The organism is Lelliottia sp. JS-SCA-14 (genome assembly GCF_035593345.1).
In the GTDB taxonomy this organism is placed as follows: Bacteria; Pseudomonadota; Gammaproteobacteria; order Enterobacterales; family Enterobacteriaceae; genus Enterobacter; species Enterobacter wanjuensis.
The window spans coordinates 4,050,201-4,067,349 of the sequence record NZ_CP141606.1 but is presented as its reverse complement, the minus strand read 5'-3'; the positions used below and the strand labels follow the sequence as shown (position 1 = coordinate 4,067,349).

Below are 17,149 nucleotides of genomic sequence, written 5' to 3'. Positions count from 1 at the left end.
GGCCTCTCCTGCTGGGTGAGTTAGGCCATTAAGTGTAGAAGAGCGAGCGGAGGAGATGACCGTATTCAGGGGAATCTGACTGGCGAGATGAGGCTATTCAGGGTCGACGGGCGCGGGGGAGGCGGCATCCGCTTTTGCGGCCAGCGCCTCTTCGTCGAGGGCGACGGCGGTGACGTTCGAGGTGTGATACCCGCCGTCAGCCAGCTTGCGCGTCAAACGCAGCGTGGAGACTTCTCTGGACAGCAGGTGCTGATAATTGCTCTCAAGACGCCCCATGATTTTTTCTTTCAGCTCGGGCTTGAGGGACATCACCGCATTGATCATCGCGCCATAAATCTCTTCTTTCACCTGCAGAGAATAGATTTCACGGCGATTTTCCCATTTCAGACGCACCAGCGCGGCCGGGATCGATACCATGTCTTGCGCAATGCGGGTCATCTCGTCGTTTTTATGCGTTATTAATGCGTCGAGATTTTGCTTTAAGATAAACTCATCGCTTTTATGGTTATCTAAAGTCAAATAAACGTTATTATCTTCAACTTCTTTCAACTTAATCATCCTCTAGTTTATAAAAGATGGGGTTGTTTTTTTCGCGAGTAATAAGATTAAGCCAAATTTCGTTGCCCGCTTCATTTATTTCTTCGGTTTTTTCAGCCATTATTTGACTTAATGTCTGGGCATCTATTTCACCCTCGGCCTGCAGGTCGTTAAGCAGGTGGGCAAAGGCTTCAATCTTCACGACGCGGAATAGTCGGTCTTTAATATGGCGGTCGTGCTCTTCCAGCAGCATATTACGTGATTTACCGGTACGGGTAACACCAATTAATATGTCAGCCTCAAAATCTGACAGCTTTCTTTTTCCCTGAGTGAAATTAGCATTGCTTTCTGCTTCCGCCGATTTAGGGACCACAGAGGCGATGTGGTACCTGACCGGCACAAGATTGTCGGGCAGCATTTTAATATCCTTTAATTTCAACAGGGTAGGTTCAAATAGGGCGTGAGATTCGTTGACAATAACATGAGGCAAATTTAAAATCAAAAAAAATGGAGCCAACCCATGAACAGCATTTTTTATTCTGTCATTACCTTACTATTGCTTACCGCTGGTGTTCTTTTATTGATGCGAGAGTTCAATAAAACGAAAGACTTACGGCAAACTGGCGAGTCATCTCAGCCGGTTCTGATGACCAAAGAAGAGGGCGAGGACCATTTCTCGCTGCTGATGAATGCGATTACGCCGGTCTGGTACTGGCGAGTGAATCACGAATATATCGACTTTCTTCACGCGACAATTAAGCGAATGAAGATGACCGAAATAAACGACAGGCCCGGTTTGTTTGAAGCGCAGCGTCGCTGCAGCGATCTGAACTCGGCGGTCTATAAATATTATGACAATATCAAAAAGCGCTGCCTGAACGGCGAGAAGGTCTCTTATTCCGATCTCGACGTGCTGAATCTGCGCCAGTGTTTTCGTGAATTTAGCCTCGAAGCCTACCCGGAGCTGGTGGTGCTGGTGTGGCCGGAGTATGAGCGTCCGGTGGTGGATCCGGCGACGGTTTAGGGAATGTGCCCGTTTTTCCCCCTCACCCTAACCCTCTCCCAAAGGGAGAGGGGATTTCGACTCCCTCTCCCTGTGGGAGAGGGCCGGGGTGAGGGCACCAGACCGCATTACTTATCCGACGACGCCTGCCACATATTCAATTCGCCGTCCGCGACATGCTGATCAATCCTTTTCAGCTCATCGTCGCTAAAGTGCAGATTCTCCAGCGCCTTAACGTTCTCTTCGAGCTGCTCCGGGCGGCTGGCCCCAATCAACACCGACGTCACCCGCTCATCCTTCAGCAGCCAGCTCAGGGCCATCTGCGCCATTGTCTGGCCGCGGTCCTGCGCCATCTCATTGAGCAAACGCAGACTATTCATGTTGGCATCCGTCAGCATCTTCTCCGTCAGCCCGCGCACCTTTTTCCCCTCGCGCTGCATCCGCGAACCGTCCGGAATGCCGTTCAGGTATTTTCCGGTCAACAGGCCCTGCGCCAGCGGCGTAAAGGCAATACAGCCGGTGCCATTTTCCACCAGCGTATCCAGCAGGCCGCTCTTGTCTACCCAGCGGTTTAACAGGTTGTAAGACGGCTGATGGATCAGCAGCGGAATTTTCCACTCGCGCAGCAGCTCGGTCATCTTCTGCGTGCGTTCCGGGGAGTAAGACGAAATCCCGACGTACAGCGCTTTACCGCTCTGCACGGCGTGGGCCAGCGCGGCGGCGGTCTCTTCCATCGGCGTGTTCTCATCCACGCGATGGGAATAGAAGATATCGACATACTCCACGCCCATGCGCTTCAGGCTCTGGTCGAGGCTGGCGAGCAGATACTTGCGCGAACCGCCGGAGCCGTACGGACCGGGCCACATGTCGTACCCGGCTTTGGTGGAGATAATCAGCTCATCGCGATACGCGGAAAAATCCTCGCGCAGCAGGCGGCCAAAGTTCTCTTCCGCGCTGCCCGGAGGTGGCCCGTAGTTGTTGGCGAGGTCGAAATGGGTGATGCCGCAATCAAAGGCTTTGCGCAGCAGCGCGCGCTGAGTGTCCAGCGGCTGTACGTGGCCGAAACTGTGCCACAGCCCGAGCGACAGGGCGGGCAGGCGCAGGCCGCTTTTACCGCAGAAGCGGTACTGCATATTTTCGTAGCGGTCAGGGGAAGGGGTCCAGGTCATGATGTCTCCTTTCTATGATGAATTTTCGAAACAACGTTTTCATTCTATGATTATAAAATCACAATTCGAGGAGATATGCGATGACCCGCCTGACCGCCAAAGATTTTCCGCAAGAATTGCTCGATTATTATGACTATTACGCCCACGGCAAAATATCTAAACGCGAGTTCCTGAACCTCGCAGCGCGCTATGCAGCGGGCGGCGTCACGGCGCTGGCGTTATTCAATATGCTCAAACCCAATTATGCGCTGGCCGAGCAGGTGAAATTTACCGATCCCGATATTCTGCCGGAATACATTCATTACCCGTCGCCGAACGGCAATGGTGACGTGCGCGGTTATCTGGTGAAACCCGCGAAGACCACCGGAAAAGTGCCTGCCGTGGTGGTGGTCCACGAAAACCGGGGGCTGAACCCCTATATTGAGGATGTCGCCCGACGGGTCGCCAAAGCGGGATATATTGCCCTGGCACCGGACGGATTAACCTCCGTTGGCGGTTATCCCGGCAATGATGAAGAGGGCAAAGTACTGCAACAGAAAGTCGACCCGACAAAACTGATGAACGATTTCTTTGCCGCCGTCGAGTTTATGAAAAAACATCCCGATGCGACCGGCAAAGTCGGGATCACCGGTTTTTGCTACGGTGGTGGCGTCTCTAATGCCGCGGCGGTGGCCTATCCTGAGCTGGACTGCGCCGTACCCTTCTATGGTCGCCAGCCCGCGGCGGCGGATGTTCCACGTATTAAAGCGCCGCTGCTGCTGCATTACGCAGAGCTTGATAAGAATATCAACGAAGGCTGGCCCGCCTATGAAGCGGCACTCAAAGCCAATAATAAAGTCTATGAAGCCTGGATTTACCCCGGCGTGAATCACGGTTTCCATAACGATTCGACTCCGCGTTACGACGAAGCCGCAGCCGAACTGGCATGGAAACGAACGCTGGGATGGTTTGAGAAATATTTGAAGTAATATGAATTTAATGTTTCAAAAAGGAGCCGGAAAATCCCGGCTCTTTTTTATTATATTTGCGCGCTAATTATAAGGGTATTGGGCGATATTATTTTTTTAAAAATTAAGATGCGTAAGTTTTTATAAAAATACTCCTTAAAGTGTATGCGTTGCCGATAACGAAGATAAGACTCGTCTTAGACGAGTTTTCCCTAACGGCAAGGATACTCTTATGCAAATGCTTCGTAATTTTACTATCCGGTTCGTCATGCTGACGATTCTGGGTATTTTTTGTTTGATGTGGGCAGGGGTTGGGCTTTACAGCACCTGGTCACTTTCCAGGGTTTCAGACGGGAACGACATCGATCGCCAGATCGTGAAACAAATGACGATTTTGAGTCAGGGTAACGATCAATATTTCCGCTTCGTCACGCGCCTGAGTCGCGCCATGGAAGCCAAAGCGGCAGGCGGCAATCCTGATTTAGCCTCCGCACAGCAGGCGCTGGATAATATGAGCAAGAAGCTCAACGAGATGAAGGCCATCTCGCCAGGACCGATGGACGAAAACGTCTCAGCGGAAGTGATTAGCAGCTGGCAGGCGCTGCTGGATCAAGGGATTGCCCTGCAAATGCAGCAGGCGCAGCAGGGGACGATCGAGGGATATCGTCAGCAGGCGAATAACGTCACACCACCCCTGAGTCGCGCGTTTGGCGCGGCGGCGGATAAATTTAACACCTCCGCGGCCAGCACCCTCGACAGTACCCGTGACGTGGTGGACAGCCTGACCCGCATGACCCGCGTGGTGATCATCGCCGCGACCATTATCGGTCTGCTGATCCTGCTCTTCACCGACCGTTATCTGGTCGCCATGCTGGTGAAACCCCTGGATCGGATTCGTGAGCACTTCCGCCAGATCGCCCAGGGCGACCTCAGCCAGCCCATTGCCCCGTTTGGGCGCAACTGCGTGGGCCGACTGGTGCCGCTGTTAACCGCGATGCAGGACAGCCTGCGCGAAGCGGTCAGTTCGATTCGCTCCGGCAGCGAGAATATCTGGCGCGGCGCGACGGAAATCTCCAGCGGCAATAACGATCTCTCCTCCCGTACGGAAGAGCAGGCCGCAGCGCTGGAACAGACGGCGGCCAGCATGGAACAGCTTACCGCCACGGTAAAACTGAACGCCGAAAACGCGCGTCAGGCCAGCCAGTTGGCCGATGTCGCCTCCACCACCGCGAGCCGCGGCGGTTCGCTGGTGGATGACGTCGTCACCACCATGAGCGGGATCTCCACCAGCTCGAAGAAAATCGCCGAGATCACCACGGTGATCAACAGCATCGCCTTCCAGACCAATATTCTGGCGCTTAACGCGGCGGTTGAAGCGGCGCGTGCCGGGGAGCAGGGCCGTGGATTTGCCGTTGTCGCGGGGGAAGTGCGTAACCTGGCGAGCCGAAGCGCCAACGCAGCGAAGGAGATCGAAGGGCTGATCGCCGATTCCGTCTCCCGCGTCGAACAGGGTTCTAAGATCGTCAGCGACACGGGCACCACCATGGAAGCGATCCTGCGCGCCGTAACCGAAGTGACGACCATCATGAAGCAGATCGCTTCGGCGTCGGAAGAGCAGAGCAAAGGGATTTCGCAGGTCGGCGTGGCGATTACGCAGATGGACGGCGTGACGCAGCAGAACGCCTCGCTCGTCGAGCAGGTCTCCGCCGCTGCCTCGGCCCTGGAACGTCAGACGGAAGAGCTGCAGCGCTCGGTGCAGAAATTCCGCCTGTCAGCGCAGGAGCCGTAAAACGGTGCGCCTGCTGTTTCGCCGAAAGCGCCAGCGCTGGCGAAAGCATCGGGTGTGCCCGATGAGTGGGTTTCGTTCTGATTCATCCTGTAAAGGCCGCCTCGTGCGGCCTTATTTTCCACTAGCCATCGCTCAAAATATCGCTATATAATTTGATATATAACGATTGAGGGTAGAGCGATGGAAAACCATTTTGGCAAAGGGTTGATGGCGGGGATGCGCGCGGCACAGGCGGATACCGCACACAACGTGGCGCATTTCTGTTCCGACTATAAACGCGGGTTTGTGCTGGGCTTTTCGCACCGGATGTTTGAGAAAACCGGCGACCGCCAGCTTAGCGCATGGGAGGCGGGAATTCTGACGCGCCGCTACGGGCTGGACCGCGACATGGTGATGGATTTCTTTAAAGAGAATCAGTCCAGCACCACGCTGCGCTACTTTATGGCGGGCTATCGTCTGGAAGGGTGAGCGTCGGTAATCATCTGCGTGACCTGGGACAGTGAGCCGATTTTGACTTCGCTCGAACGCTGGAACTTACTCTTATCAATCAATAACAAAGACTGGCTGGCGCGGCGTAATAGCTGCGACTTAAAGGCCGCGTTTTGCTCGGCGGGGTCCCATATATCACCCTGTTCATCCACCCCTTCGCAGGAAAAGATAAACAGGTCGATCTCAAGCCCTTTCAGCAGCGTCACCAGCCCAGGGTTAACGTAGAAGCGATATTTGCGATCCAGCATCCCGCCCGTGCAGATCAAATTAATGCGCTCACGTTTCGCCATTTCATGGCAGATGGGCAGGCTGTTGGTGACCACCGTCAGGTCGATGTCCGGAAGCTGGCGGGCGAGATGAAAACAGGTCGAGCTGGCGTCGAGGGCGAGGGTCATGCCAGGGCTGACCCAGTCCAGCGCGCGGTGGGCGATATCCACTTTATCGGCATAATGGCTTTTGAGACGCGCGCCGAACGGCTCGCCGCCGTCGCGGTTATCCGGATGAATGGCACGCGCGCGACCGTGGTGACGCACGATTTTCCCCTGCTGCTGCAACCCTTTCAAATCGCGACGGATGGTCTCCTTACTCACGGCCAGCTGGTCGGCCAGCGCCTCGGTCGTCAAGCCGTCGCAGCCGCTCAGCAACTGGATGATCGTCTGCTGACGGTTGGCCTTCACGCGTCGGTTCCGGTGCGCGAAATGGAAATCAGCGTCGTGCCGATCGCCACGCCGTTCTTGCCGGTGTGTTTGATCTGATACATCGACTGATCCGCACGGCGCAGGGCGTTGACGAAATCATCCTGGGTTTGCACCTCATCAATCCCAATCGACGCCCCCACCTGCGCCTGGCCGTTATCCAGCTCGAAGGGGGTGAGCGCCGCGCGCAAACAGCTATGCGCGGTGCTGTTCACCCACAGACTTGAGAGCGGGAAGGGCAGCAGCAGGACAAACTCATCCCCGCTCAGTCGACCGACAATCGAGCCCTGAGGACAGGTATCGCGCAGGCGTTGGCTCAGCTGGATCAGCAGCTCATCGCCGCTGCGATGGCCGAAAGTATCGTTCACCGTTTTGAAATCATCGAGATCGATAAAGGCCACGCACAGCGGGCCCTGAGCTTTGAGCGCGCCGAAGTGTTTGACGAGGGCATGGCGGTTGGCGAGGCCGGTAAGCGGATCGTGATTTGCCAGCAGCGCGAGCTGTTCCTCGTACTGCTTCTCTTTGGTCATATCGATGTGGGTGCCGGTCACTTTGATCGGGTTGCCGACCTCGTCCCACTCGCTGACGCGCCCGCGATCCAGCACCCAGCTGACGGTGCCGTTTTTATGCTGCATCCGGTGCAGCGCTTCGTAGAAGGCGGTTTTGCCGTGCAGATGGTCATAGAAGGCATCCAGCACCATCTGTTTATCGTCGGGGTGAAGATGTTCCCGCCAGACGTCGAACTGCGCGCTCAGCTCTTTCGGCTGGTAGCCGAGCATCGACCCCCAGCGGCGATTGTAGATAATCAACTTCCCTGTCGGCACATCAAGCTGCCACAGACACAGGCCCGTGCCGTCCAGCGCAGCGCTGAGCTTGCTCCGGGCGTCGCGTGCCAGCCTGGCAAGCCGGGCGTTATGCTTTTTCAGATTCTGGATCTGTTGTCTTAGCGCCTGTTCTGACATAGGAAATTTCTTAGGAAAATAAGAATTATTCTTGCCAGTTTAGCGTCGGTTGTAAATATGCTGTTGAAAAAAGAGGGTGATTTGCGATAAGTGCATCTTTTTTCAAAGATGTGGAACAATCGCCAGCGCGACGGCGTCCGATTAAACACGAATTTTTGAACGTTTAGTCCACTTTTGGAATTAAATTACATATGAATATAGGTGCCTGAGAATTATCTTGTAGAGGATTCACTATTTTTATTTGATGCAATGGATGCTATGGATTCCCTACCTCTTATTATTCTTTATGAACCACGCGTACTTATACGCCATGGCCTCTGTCTACAGCTTCAGGAGCTGGGGCATCAGGTGATTGCCTGCCTGTCTCCCGATCAACTGACCGAAGAGATTTGTAGCCAGTCAGATGCCGCCAAAGTGCTGCTGGTCGGGGCGGCAGGGCTGGAAGGCGTGCTGGGAAAAATCCTTCGGACGTTACACTTTACGAAAACGCTGTCGCTAAAAACGGTGGTCTATCTTCCGCAAAAAGAGGAACTGCTGACGCGTTTATTTATCGCCTCTGGAGCGAGCTATTGTCTGACAGAAGATGAGCTGGGCAGCAGATTGCCGCTCATGATTAAAGATGTTTCTCTCCGAACCGTGCGCGGAAAACATTTTTCCCTCTCGGAACTGAATGTCCTGCTGGATTATTCCAGCGGTCTGCAAACGCAGGAGATCGCGACCCGTCGGCACTGCAATTATAAAACGGTATTTACCTTTAAACGCAATGCGCGACTGCGCTTAGATATTGATACCAAAGCGGGCTGGATGAATTTGCTCTCGGCAATGGCTCAACTCTCTTCTTACTGTAAATAAGGATATTTATGTTTATCTGTCAGATTCATTACCAAATCCGGAATGAATTATATCTTGCCGGGATCCGCAATAGCCTGGATAAACTGGCCAGCCACAATCCTCACTGGGGCTACCAGCTGACAGCGAAGGATACCTCCCCGCAGGACGAGGCGCATTTTTCGATTTTTGATATGACCGAGTGCCTCACAAAAGAGTCCTTCCTCAGCCATGACATCGCCGATCATCCGCGCTCGCTGATTCTGCTGAAGGCAGCGCAAAAAGAGTTGATGTCCGCGCTGGTGCTGGGCTCCCGCTGCTCGATTCTTTGCGTGGATGAAGTGCATTTCAACATGCGTGAACTGATTGATACCGTCATGAAGAAAAAGCGCTATCTCAGCGTGCTGACCACCCGGCATCAGACCATCACGTTGCCAACATCGCCGGTGGCGCTGACGCGGGCGGAAAGCATGATTCTGGATTATCTCTGGCAGGGGCGTTCCGGCGTGGATATTTCGAAGGTGCTGTTCCGCAGTGAAAAAACCATCAGCACGCACAAGAGAAGTATTATGCGTAAGCTCAATGTGACCACCGATCTGGAACTGCGAAAATGCATCCAGCACTATGAAAATAAGAAAATGGATGTGGTGAATTAATTATCGCGGTGAGGATATCAATAAAAAGGCCGGGCAATCCAAAAGATGCCCGGCCTTTTTTCTGCAACTTAGTGAGTGGCTTCGCCCACCAGACCGCCTGCACCGGCGCCCACGGCCGCGCCTTTCAGCACGCTTTTGCCGGTGATCGCCGCCGCACCTGCGCCAACCACCGCGCCCACGGCACCGCCTTTGCGTGCCGCTTTGCCTTTATCGCCGCTTTTGAACATCGCTCCGGTGCCTGCGCCCACCACGGCACCGCCGACGGTGGATTTCACGCTTTTGCCCGTTGCTGCGCCGATAGCCGCACCGGCAACGGCACCTGCGGCGGTTTTATCGATCGCAAGCGTTGAGGCGGAAACGAGGAGGGTACCAATGAGTAGCGTTGCCTTCATGCAGTTCATCATGTTTATTTCCTTATGCTCTAAAATCCACTTCGCTCACCCAGGTGGAGAGCAAACGCCAGGATACTGCCAGTAAAACGGGGCCAATAAATAGGCCAATCATGCCCCACGCCAACATCCCCCCGATCACACCGATCATAATCAGCAGCACCGACGTGTCTGCGCCACGGTTGATCAGCAGAGGTTTAATAAAGTTATCCAGCGCGCCCGCGACGACCGTCCAGGCCAGCAGCAGCGACGCCATTCCGTGCATTCCGCTCCAGAATAACCACGCCACGGCGGGCAACATGACGATCACCGGGCCGAGCTGCATCAGGCACAGGACGAAGATCATGCCGGTGAGCAGGGCGGCTGCCGGGATCTGGCAGATCAGCAAGCCGATACCCGCAAAGGCCGACTGAATCACCGCCGTCAGCACAATCCCCATCGCCACGACCTGAATCGTTTTACCGGCCAGAACCACGGCGGTTTCACCGCGCCCCTGGGCAATACGTCTGGCGAAATGTCGAAAACCGCGCGCAATACGCTCGCCGTGCAGATAAAACACCAGGCACGAGACCAGCATCAGCACGCCGTTCACCAGCAATGAGCCAATATGCGTCAGCTCGTTGATCAGCAGGGTCGCGCATTTCATCAGCCAGGGTTTTAAGGTGCCAAACAGCACGGCGCTGTCGCTGTGAATCAGCCCCAGCCATTTGTCATGCAGATGCGGGCCGATTTTGGGGATCCGGTTGAGGAACTCACAGGTCGGCAGATGAGCCATATCCAGCTGCATCAGCCAGTGCAGGGCATCCTGCGCCATGACGGTAAAGGCCGTGGCGCTCAAAATGACCGGAAGCAGGAAAATAGCGCTCAAAAACAGCATCATCAGCAGGATCGCCACCCCTCTGCGGCGCACGATTTTGCGCTGCAGCAGAGTAAACAGCGGCCAGGTGGCAATGGTAATCAATCCGGCCCAGATGACGCTGAGAATAAAGGGTTTCACGATCCAGACGCAGCAGCAGAGCATCGTTAAAATCAACAACACGCTGAACAGGATCTGCGGCACATCGCGCTGCGGGCGAGAAGCGATCATGAGTGCGTCACCTCCTTCGCATTTGCGGTCTGCCTCAGGTCATTCAGATGGATATCCATTTGCGGGTAAGGCATGGCGATCTGATTGGCATCCAGCGCGTTCTTAATGTTTTCCATCAGGTCGTAATAAACGTCCCAATAGTTTTTATTTTCTGTCCATACGCGCACCACAAAATTCAGCGACGACGGCGCGAATTCGTTTAAACGAATGACCTGCCCTTTGTCATGCAAGATCCGCGGGTCAAGGGTAATGACGGTTTTAATGACGCTTTTCAGATGTTCAATGGAGGTGGTGTAAGCCACGCCTAACGTAATATCGACCCGGCGATGCGGCTGGCGAGAAAAGTTAGTGATTTCGCTGGCGATGATTTTCCCGTTCGGGACCACCACCATTTTATTATCGGAAGTGCGAAGCGTGGTGGAGAAAATATGCACCTCTTCGATGGTGCCTGCCACCGCGCCCACGCTGGCATATTCCCCGGCGCGGATCGGGCGCAACGTCACCAGTAAAACACCCGCTGCGAAGTTGGACAGCGATCCCTGTAACGCCAGACCTACCGCCAGCCCGGCGGCACCAATCACCGCGATGATCGATGAGGTTTCCACCCCAAGGCGACCCAGCGCAGCCACCACGGCGAAGGCCAGCATCGCATAGCGCAACAGGGCGCTACAGAATTGCGTGACGGTTTTATCGACCTGACGGCTCAGCAATAACCGTTTGAATCCCGCACTGGCGATACGCGCGATAAAGACACCGGCACACAATAAAAAAACGGCACCAATAAGATTGAAAACACCCTGAACGATGGTGGATTCATTATTGATAATCCAGTGGATCAACTGCCTGATCCCGGGGAACGCCTCGAACTTCATTTCGTATTCCTTGGCCAAGTAAATCCGTCAGTCTAATGGCGGTGAGGAGAAGTCCGGGAGCGCTATTTCGTCTCTTTTTGGAGTAAATAAATCTGGATAACTCATTGTTATCGCAACTGTTTCATGTATACCTACAAAGAGTGCGGCAAATCGTTCTCTCAATCGTTATATAATCCATTTCATAACGAAAGTGAGAGGGCATTATGAACACACGTTTTTGGCAGGCAGTCACCTTAAGTTTACTGTTTTTACTCCCGTTATCGTCCGAGGCGTCCCGCCAGATAACCGACCAGATTGGCCGCACGATCACCATCCCTGACAAAGTCGATCGCGTCGTGGTGCTTCAGCATCAGACGCTGAACTTACTGGTGCAAATGAACGCCAGCGACAAAATCGTCGGCGTGATGGCGAACTGGAAACAGCAGCTTGGTGACGGCTACGCCCGCCTGGCACCCGAGCTGAACCAGAAAGCCACGCTTGGCGATCTCACCCATGTGGATCCGGAAAAACTGATTGCCCTGCATCCGCAGGTGGTGTTTGTCACCAACTACGCGCCGCAGGAGATGATCGACAAAATCAGCAGCCTGGGCATTCCGGTGGTCGCCATTTCCCTTCGCCACGACGCGCCAGGGGAAAAAGCAAAACTGAACCCGACGATGGCCGACGAAGAGAAAGCCTACGATCTGGGGCTGCGCGAGGGGATCACCTTGATCGGCGAGATCGTTAACAAACCGCAGGAAGCCAAAGATCTGATCGCCGCCACCGATAAGGGGCGCAAGATGGTCAGCGATCGGCTGAAAGATATGCCGGCAGAGCACCGTATTCGCGCCTATATGGCTAACCCGGAACTCACCACCTACGGTTCCGGAAAATACACCGGTCTGATGATGGCCCATGCGGGGGCTATCAACGTGGCGGCGGCGACTATTCAGGGCTTCAAAACCGTGGCGATGGAGCAGGTTATCGCCTGGAACCCGCAGGTGATTTTCGTGCAGGATCGCTATCCGTCCGTGGTCGACGAAATTAAACATTCACCCCAGTGGCAGGTGATCGACGCCGTGAAAAACCACCGCGTCTACCTGATGCCGGACTACGCCAAAGCCTGGGGCTACCCGATGCCGGAAGCGATGGGTATCGGCGAGCTGTGGATGGCGAAAAAACTCTATCCGGAGAAGTTTAAAGATATCGATATGCATCAGGTCGCCGACGAATGGTACCAGCGTTTCTATCGCACCCACTACCAGGGGATCGACTGATGCGCGTCCTGGCGGCGGGCAGCCTGCGCGGCGTGTGGCCGCAGCTGATGGCGCCATTCCCGCATCCGATCGACACTCAGTTTGGCCCAGCCGGGCTGCTGCGGGAGCGGATTGAAGCGGGCGAGCCGTGCGATCTGTTTGCCTCGGCCAATGTCGCGCATCCGCAGGCATTGCTCCAGAACGGGCGAGCACGTTCCGTGGCGGTGTTCGCCAGCAACACACTCTGTCTGACCGCACGCAGTGACGCCGTGCGCGAGGGCGACGACTGGCTTTCGCTGCTCACGCGTCCCGATTTGCGCCTGGCGACCTCCACGGCCGGGTGTGACCCTTCTGGCGACTACACGCAGGAGTTGTTTACGCGCATGGGGGAAGCGGGCGTTGCCGTGCGCGAGCGGGCGCTGGCCCTGGTCGGCGGACGGGAATCTGCGCCGGTTCCGCCGGGAAAACTGGCGGCGGAGTGGATCATTCAGAGCGGTCAGGCGGATCTGTTTATCGGCTATGGGAGTTACGCGCCAAAACTGCGTCTGATTCCGGAGTTAAAGGTCCTGAACATTCCGGCACCTTTTAACCCGCGTGCGGAATATGCCTGCGCAGTGATGACGCCAAAGGCGGAGAATCTGGCGGAGTTTTTACAGTCGGAAAAGGCCAAAGCGATATTGCAGCAGGCGGGGTTCGGCGTGTAAATCAGCCGGGTGACCCGGCATCCATATCAGGTTTTGTAGGCCCGGTAAGCGCAGCGCCACCGGGCACGTTATCAGCGCATTAAGCCTGACGTTTATCTTCGGTATTGGTCTCGAAATCACTCGCCGCATGGCGCTCATGCAGCTGTTCGCTCGGCTCGCCAAAGGTGCGGTTGACGATACGCCCGCGTTTCACCGCCGGACGCTCGGCTACCTCTTTGGCCCAGCGCTGGACGTTCTTATAGCTGCCCGCATCCAGGAACTCGGCGGCGTTGTAGACGTTGCCGAGTACCACGTTGCCGAACCACGGCCAGATGGCAATATCGGCGATGCTGTACTCATCTCCCGCCACATAGCGGCCACGGCCTAACTGCTTATCCAGCACGTCGAGCAGGCGTTTGGACTCCATGGTGAAACGATCAATCGCATACTCAATCTTCACCGGCGCGTAATTGAAGAAGTGGCCGAAACCGCCGCCGAGGAACGGAGCTGAGCCCTGCAGCCAGAACAGCCAGTTCAAGGTTTCGGTGCGCCCCGCCGGATCTTTTGGCAGCAGATGGCCGAATTTCTCTGCCAGGTACAGCAGGATATTGCCGGATTCAAATACGCGCAGCGGCGGGTTCACAGAGTGGTCACGAAGTGCCGGAATTTTCGAGTTCGGGTTCACGTCGACAAAGCCGCTGGAGAACTGATCGCCTTCGCCGATGCGGATCAGCCAGGCATCATACTCTGCGCCCGTCACGCCGAGCGCCAGCAGCTCTTCCAGCATGATGGTGACTTTCTGGCCGTTTGGCGTGCCGAGGGAATAAAGCTGGAGCGGATGCGCGCCAACCGGCAGTTCTTTCTCATGCGTAGCGCCAGAAACCGGGCGATTGATATTAGCGAACGCGCCGCCGTTGTTGTTCTGTTTCCATTCCCACACTTTCGGTGGCTGGTAAGTGTTGTCGGACATGTTGATCTGCCTTTTGAGTGATGTGTTGAGGCAGTGTAGCAGGAGATTCGTGAAGGGTTTAACGAACTGAGCGCATAAGGATATGCGCTATTCCCGAATGCGCTTATATATATCAAATTCGTTATAAGCTTAATCGAAAATCGCATTTTCATTGTTAATGCGCAATATGACAAAGCTGCATATGATGCTCTCGAATAAATATAAGTTGGCAATATAAAATACTATTGAGGCAAGGAGTTAGTTAGATATGCGCAAGCTACTGTTATCTGCTGTTCTGGTGTCTATGGCATTGGCCGCCGCGGGCTGTGACGATGCTAAAAAAAATGAAACGGCGAACGCGCCAGCAGCAAAAAGCGACGCGCCAAAAGAGGGCGGCTCGCTGATTATCGGTATCACCTCCGGCGACCCGCTGGCCGTGAACCCACTTTACGCCAGCGACCGCACCACGCTGACCATCATGCAGGCGCTTTACGCTCCCCTCTACAGTTTTAACGACGGCAAAATCGAATGGGGCCTAGCCGAAAGCCTCACGCCGTCCGCCGACAATCTCAGCTATACCCTGACCTTAAAACCGAATCTGAAATGGCAGGATGGCCAGCCGCTGACCGCCGAAGACGTGGTGTTCACTTTCAATAAACTCCTCGAAGCCAAACAGCACAGCTTCTTCCGCAGCATGTTTACCTACGGCGGTAAGCCAGTAGAAGTTAGTAAGGTCGACGAGCGCACCGTTAAGTTCACCTTACCGCAGGTCAGCGCGGCCTTTGCCGGAACCCTGGTGCAGATCTATCCGATTCCGGAACATGTGTTCGCAAAAGAGGACGATCTGGAAAAGAGCACCAAAAACGATGCGCCGGTCGGTTCCGGTCCGTTCAAGTTTAAAGAGTATCGCGCCGGGCAATACTACTCTCTGACCCGTTTCGACGATTACTGGAACGGCAAAGCGAAGCTCGACTCCGTGACCTATCGTTTTGCCAAAGACAGCAACTCGGCGAACCTCGCCCTGCAAAACGGCGAAATCAATCTCAAGATGGTCGATCCGCAGGACGTCAGCCGCCTGAAAAATACCGGGAAATTTGATTTTGTGGTCTACCCGGAAGGTCGTCTGGCGTACATGACCTTCAACCAGAACGTCCCGGTAATGAAGAGCAAAGAGCTGCGTCAGGCGATTGCGTATGCCATCAACAAAGACGAGCTGACGCAAACCGCGTTCACCTCGCTGGACTACGCCAAACCGGCCACCTCGTTCCTGACGCCGGACACGCTCTATCAGACCAACGACGTTGAGCAGTACAAATTCGATCAGCAGAAAGCCAAAGATCTGCTGAAAGCGTCCGGTGCGCCTGCCGACCTCAAGCTGCGTCTGGCCTACGTAAACACCAACAAAACCCAGGAGAGCATGGCGCTCTACATTCAGCAGCAGCTGAAGGGCATCGGCGTGAACGTCGAACTGATGCCGCTGGATTCGAACGCCATGTCCCAGCGCAGTCTGGACATGAACAACACCGCGTGGGAGCTGAACCTCGGCGGCTACATCATGGGCGCGGAGCCGGACGGCTACAAATCCCTGTTCATGAGCAACGAAGCCTACAACTACGCGCACTACAAAAATCCGCAGTTTGACGCCCTGTGGGACAAAGGCGCGGTGGAGACCGACGCGGGTAAACGCGCGGATATCTACAAGCAAATTCAGCAGACCGTGGCGAACGACATGACCTACTACCCGATCGCCTACACCAACGCGACGGTCGCGGTGGATAAACGCTTCGGCGGCACTCAGGAAGCCGAGCCAAAACCGGTTTATATGTTCCAGGATCTTTCTAAAATCTATCAAAAATAAGCGGTTGCCCCGGTTTTGCGACCGGGGCTTTTTGTAAGGGCAAGTCGTGAACACATTACTGACGCGTCGGTTGCTGCAGCTGCTGCCGATGCTTTTCTTTATTTCGCTGGTGGCGTTTTTGCTGGTCAAACTTGCGCCCGGCGATCCGGTAGCGGCGTATATCACGCCGAGGATGGCTCCGGAGGATATCGAGCGTATCCGCCAGAGCATGGGGCTGGATAAGCCATTAGTGACGCAATATGTGCTGTGGCTTAAAAACGTATTGCAGGGCGATCTGGGCTATTCGTTGATTTACCATCGCCCGGTGCTGGAGATGATCGGCGAGCGTATTCCGGCCACCCTCGGGCTGATGGGCGCGTCGCTGCTGATGGCGATTGTGCTGGCGATCCCACTCGGCCTGCTGGCTGGCGCATTCAAACACCGCTGGCTGGATCACATCCTGAACTTATTCGCCTATATCGGCATTTCCGTGCCGATTTTTTGGTTCGGCATTTTGCTGATCACCGTCTTCGCCGTGCAGCTCAACTGGTTCCCCAGCATGGGGATGCGCACCATCGGCATGGACGACAACTGGCTCGACGTGGTGCGCCACGGCGTGCTGCCGTGCATCGCGCTGACCTTCTATAACCTCTCGAGCTACGTGCGCTACATCCGCTCAAACACCATTTCGCAGCTCTCCGCCGACTATGTGCAGACCCAGCTGGCGTACGGGGCCACGCGCACCAGTATCCTGTTCCGCCATGTGCTGAAAAACGTGCTGCTGCCGGTGATCACCCTGTTTGGCCTGTCGTTTGGCGAGCTAGTGGTCGGAGCCTACGTGACCGAAAGCGTCTTCTCCTGGCCAGGGATGGGTTTGCTCGGGATCCAGTCGATCACCTCCCTGGATTACCCGCTGATCATGGCGATCATCATGCTCTCATCGATGATGCTGATCGTCGGCAACCTGATCGCCGATCTGCTCTATCGCTTCGCCGATCCCCGCATTCGTACACTGAGGTAAC

General features: G+C 55.1%; 19 protein-coding genes. 10 read left to right on the top strand and 9 right to left on the bottom strand.

What is annotated here, in order from left to right; all coding sequences use genetic code 11:
- Window positions 1-93 precede the first annotated feature (93 nt).
- Together U9O48_RS18940 and U9O48_RS18935 are read right to left on the bottom strand one after the other, a co-directional pair.
- Window positions 94-558 carry a cytoplasmic protein gene (locus U9O48_RS18940; protein ID WP_324723002.1) on the bottom strand — a complete coding sequence of 155 codons (465 nt, stop codon included), beginning with the start codon at window positions 556-558 and terminating at the stop codon, window positions 94-96.
- Entirely contained in the window at window positions 551-955 is a 405-nt protein-coding gene (locus U9O48_RS18935; RefSeq protein WP_095283367.1) for a hypothetical protein, read from the bottom strand. The genes U9O48_RS18940 and U9O48_RS18935 overlap by 8 nt, the downstream gene beginning before the upstream one ends.
- A gap of 102 nt (window positions 956-1,057) precedes the next feature.
- On the opposite strand from U9O48_RS18935, the gene U9O48_RS18930 reads away from it, so the two are divergent.
- Complete coding sequence (locus tag U9O48_RS18930) at window positions 1,058-1,561, top strand: ESA_00282 family adhesion-associated protein (protein ID WP_285143970.1); 504 nt, start codon at window positions 1,058-1,060, stop codon at window positions 1,559-1,561.
- A 107-nt stretch (window positions 1,562-1,668) separates the two neighbouring features.
- Here U9O48_RS18930 and U9O48_RS18925 read toward each other — a convergent pair whose 3' ends face one another.
- Window positions 1,669-2,709, bottom strand: a complete 1,041-nt coding sequence (locus U9O48_RS18925) for an aldo/keto reductase (protein WP_324723001.1) — start codon at window positions 2,707-2,709, stop codon at window positions 1,669-1,671.
- 80 nt (window positions 2,710-2,789) lie between these two features.
- On the opposite strand from U9O48_RS18925, the gene yghX reads away from it, so the two are divergent.
- The 3 genes from yghX to U9O48_RS18910 all read left to right on the top strand — a co-directional run bounded on the left by yghX (window position 2,790) and on the right by U9O48_RS18910 (window position 5,913).
- Window positions 2,790-3,677 carry a YghX family hydrolase gene (gene yghX, locus U9O48_RS18920; protein ID WP_282494321.1) on the top strand — a complete coding sequence of 296 codons (888 nt, stop codon included), beginning with the start codon at window positions 2,790-2,792 and terminating at the stop codon, window positions 3,675-3,677.
- Between the two features lie 211 nt (window positions 3,678-3,888).
- Entirely contained in the window at window positions 3,889-5,445 is a 1,557-nt protein-coding gene (locus U9O48_RS18915) for a methyl-accepting chemotaxis protein (RefSeq protein WP_324722999.1), read from the top strand.
- A gap of 180 nt (window positions 5,446-5,625) precedes the next feature.
- Complete coding sequence (locus U9O48_RS18910; protein ID WP_282494323.1) at window positions 5,626-5,913, top strand: DUF2623 family protein; 288 nt, start codon at window positions 5,626-5,628, stop codon at window positions 5,911-5,913.
- Here the strand turns inward: U9O48_RS18910 and fucR are convergent.
- Both fucR and U9O48_RS18900 read right to left on the bottom strand, forming a co-directional pair.
- Window positions 5,895-6,611 (bottom strand): L-fucose operon activator, encoded by a 717-nt coding sequence (gene fucR / locus U9O48_RS18905; RefSeq protein ID WP_324722997.1) that lies wholly within the window; start codon window positions 6,609-6,611, stop codon window positions 5,895-5,897. The genes U9O48_RS18910 and fucR overlap by 19 nt on opposite strands.
- The gene (locus U9O48_RS18900; RefSeq protein WP_324722996.1) at window positions 6,608-7,591 is read right to left on the bottom strand and encodes a sensor domain-containing diguanylate cyclase; all 984 of its coding nucleotides are present in this window, start codon (window positions 7,589-7,591) and stop codon (window positions 6,608-6,610) included. Before U9O48_RS18900 ends, fucR begins: the two co-directional genes overlap by 4 nt.
- A gap of 201 nt (window positions 7,592-7,792) precedes the next feature.
- Between U9O48_RS18900 and U9O48_RS18895 the strand changes: the two genes are divergently transcribed.
- Window positions 7,793-8,443 (top strand): hypothetical protein, encoded by a 651-nt coding sequence (locus U9O48_RS18895; RefSeq protein ID WP_285143967.1) that lies wholly within the window; start codon window positions 7,793-7,795, stop codon window positions 8,441-8,443.
- An 8-nt stretch (window positions 8,444-8,451) separates the two neighbouring features.
- Window positions 8,452-9,075 (top strand): helix-turn-helix domain-containing protein, encoded by a 624-nt coding sequence (locus tag U9O48_RS18890; protein ID WP_285143966.1) that lies wholly within the window; start codon window positions 8,452-8,454, stop codon window positions 9,073-9,075.
- Between the two features lie 68 nt (window positions 9,076-9,143).
- Here the strand turns inward: U9O48_RS18890 and U9O48_RS18885 are convergent, their stop codons facing one another.
- Genes U9O48_RS18885 through mscS form a run of 3 tightly spaced genes read right to left on the bottom strand, consistent with a single transcriptional unit; the run spans window position 9,144 to window position 11,423 of the window.
- A complete protein-coding gene (locus tag U9O48_RS18885; protein ID WP_282494500.1) occupies window positions 9,144-9,476 on the bottom strand; it encodes a glycine zipper domain-containing protein in 333 nt (110 codons plus the stop codon).
- Between the two features lie 13 nt (window positions 9,477-9,489).
- Window positions 9,490-10,551: an AI-2E family transporter YdiK gene (gene ydiK, locus U9O48_RS18880; RefSeq protein WP_285143965.1), complete on the bottom strand. Its 1,062-nt coding sequence runs from the start codon at window positions 10,549-10,551 to the stop codon at window positions 9,490-9,492.
- The gene (gene mscS, locus U9O48_RS18875; RefSeq protein WP_324722993.1) at window positions 10,548-11,423 is read right to left on the bottom strand and encodes a small-conductance mechanosensitive channel MscS; all 876 of its coding nucleotides are present in this window, start codon (window positions 11,421-11,423) and stop codon (window positions 10,548-10,550) included. Before mscS ends, ydiK begins: the two co-directional genes overlap by 4 nt.
- Window positions 11,424-11,626: 203 nt before the next feature.
- Here mscS and U9O48_RS18870 point away from each other — a divergent pair, with 203 nt between their 5' ends.
- Both U9O48_RS18870 and U9O48_RS18865 read left to right on the top strand, forming a co-directional pair.
- Complete coding sequence (locus U9O48_RS18870; RefSeq protein WP_324722992.1) at window positions 11,627-12,679, top strand: ABC transporter substrate-binding protein; 1,053 nt, start codon at window positions 11,627-11,629, stop codon at window positions 12,677-12,679.
- Complete coding sequence (locus U9O48_RS18865; RefSeq protein WP_324722991.1) at window positions 12,679-13,362, top strand: molybdate ABC transporter substrate-binding protein; 684 nt, start codon at window positions 12,679-12,681, stop codon at window positions 13,360-13,362. Before U9O48_RS18870 ends, U9O48_RS18865 begins: the two co-directional genes overlap by 1 nt.
- 79 nt (window positions 13,363-13,441) lie before the next feature.
- Here the strand turns inward: U9O48_RS18865 and yghU are convergent, their stop codons facing one another.
- Window positions 13,442-14,311, bottom strand: coding sequence for a glutathione-dependent disulfide-bond oxidoreductase (yghU, locus tag U9O48_RS18860; protein ID WP_285148292.1), 870 nt, complete (start codon window positions 14,309-14,311; stop codon window positions 13,442-13,444).
- Window positions 14,312-14,558: 247 nt separating this feature from the next.
- On the opposite strand from yghU, the gene U9O48_RS18855 reads away from it, so the two are divergent.
- The gene (locus tag U9O48_RS18855; protein WP_324722989.1) at window positions 14,559-16,148 is read left to right on the top strand and encodes an ABC transporter substrate-binding protein; all 1,590 of its coding nucleotides are present in this window, start codon (window positions 14,559-14,561) and stop codon (window positions 16,146-16,148) included.
- Window positions 16,149-16,194: 46 nt separating this feature from the next.
- Window positions 16,195-17,148, top strand: a complete 954-nt coding sequence (locus tag U9O48_RS18850; protein WP_095283355.1) for an ABC transporter permease — start codon at window positions 16,195-16,197, stop codon at window positions 17,146-17,148.
- The last annotated feature ends 1 nt before the right edge of the window (window position 17,149 follow it).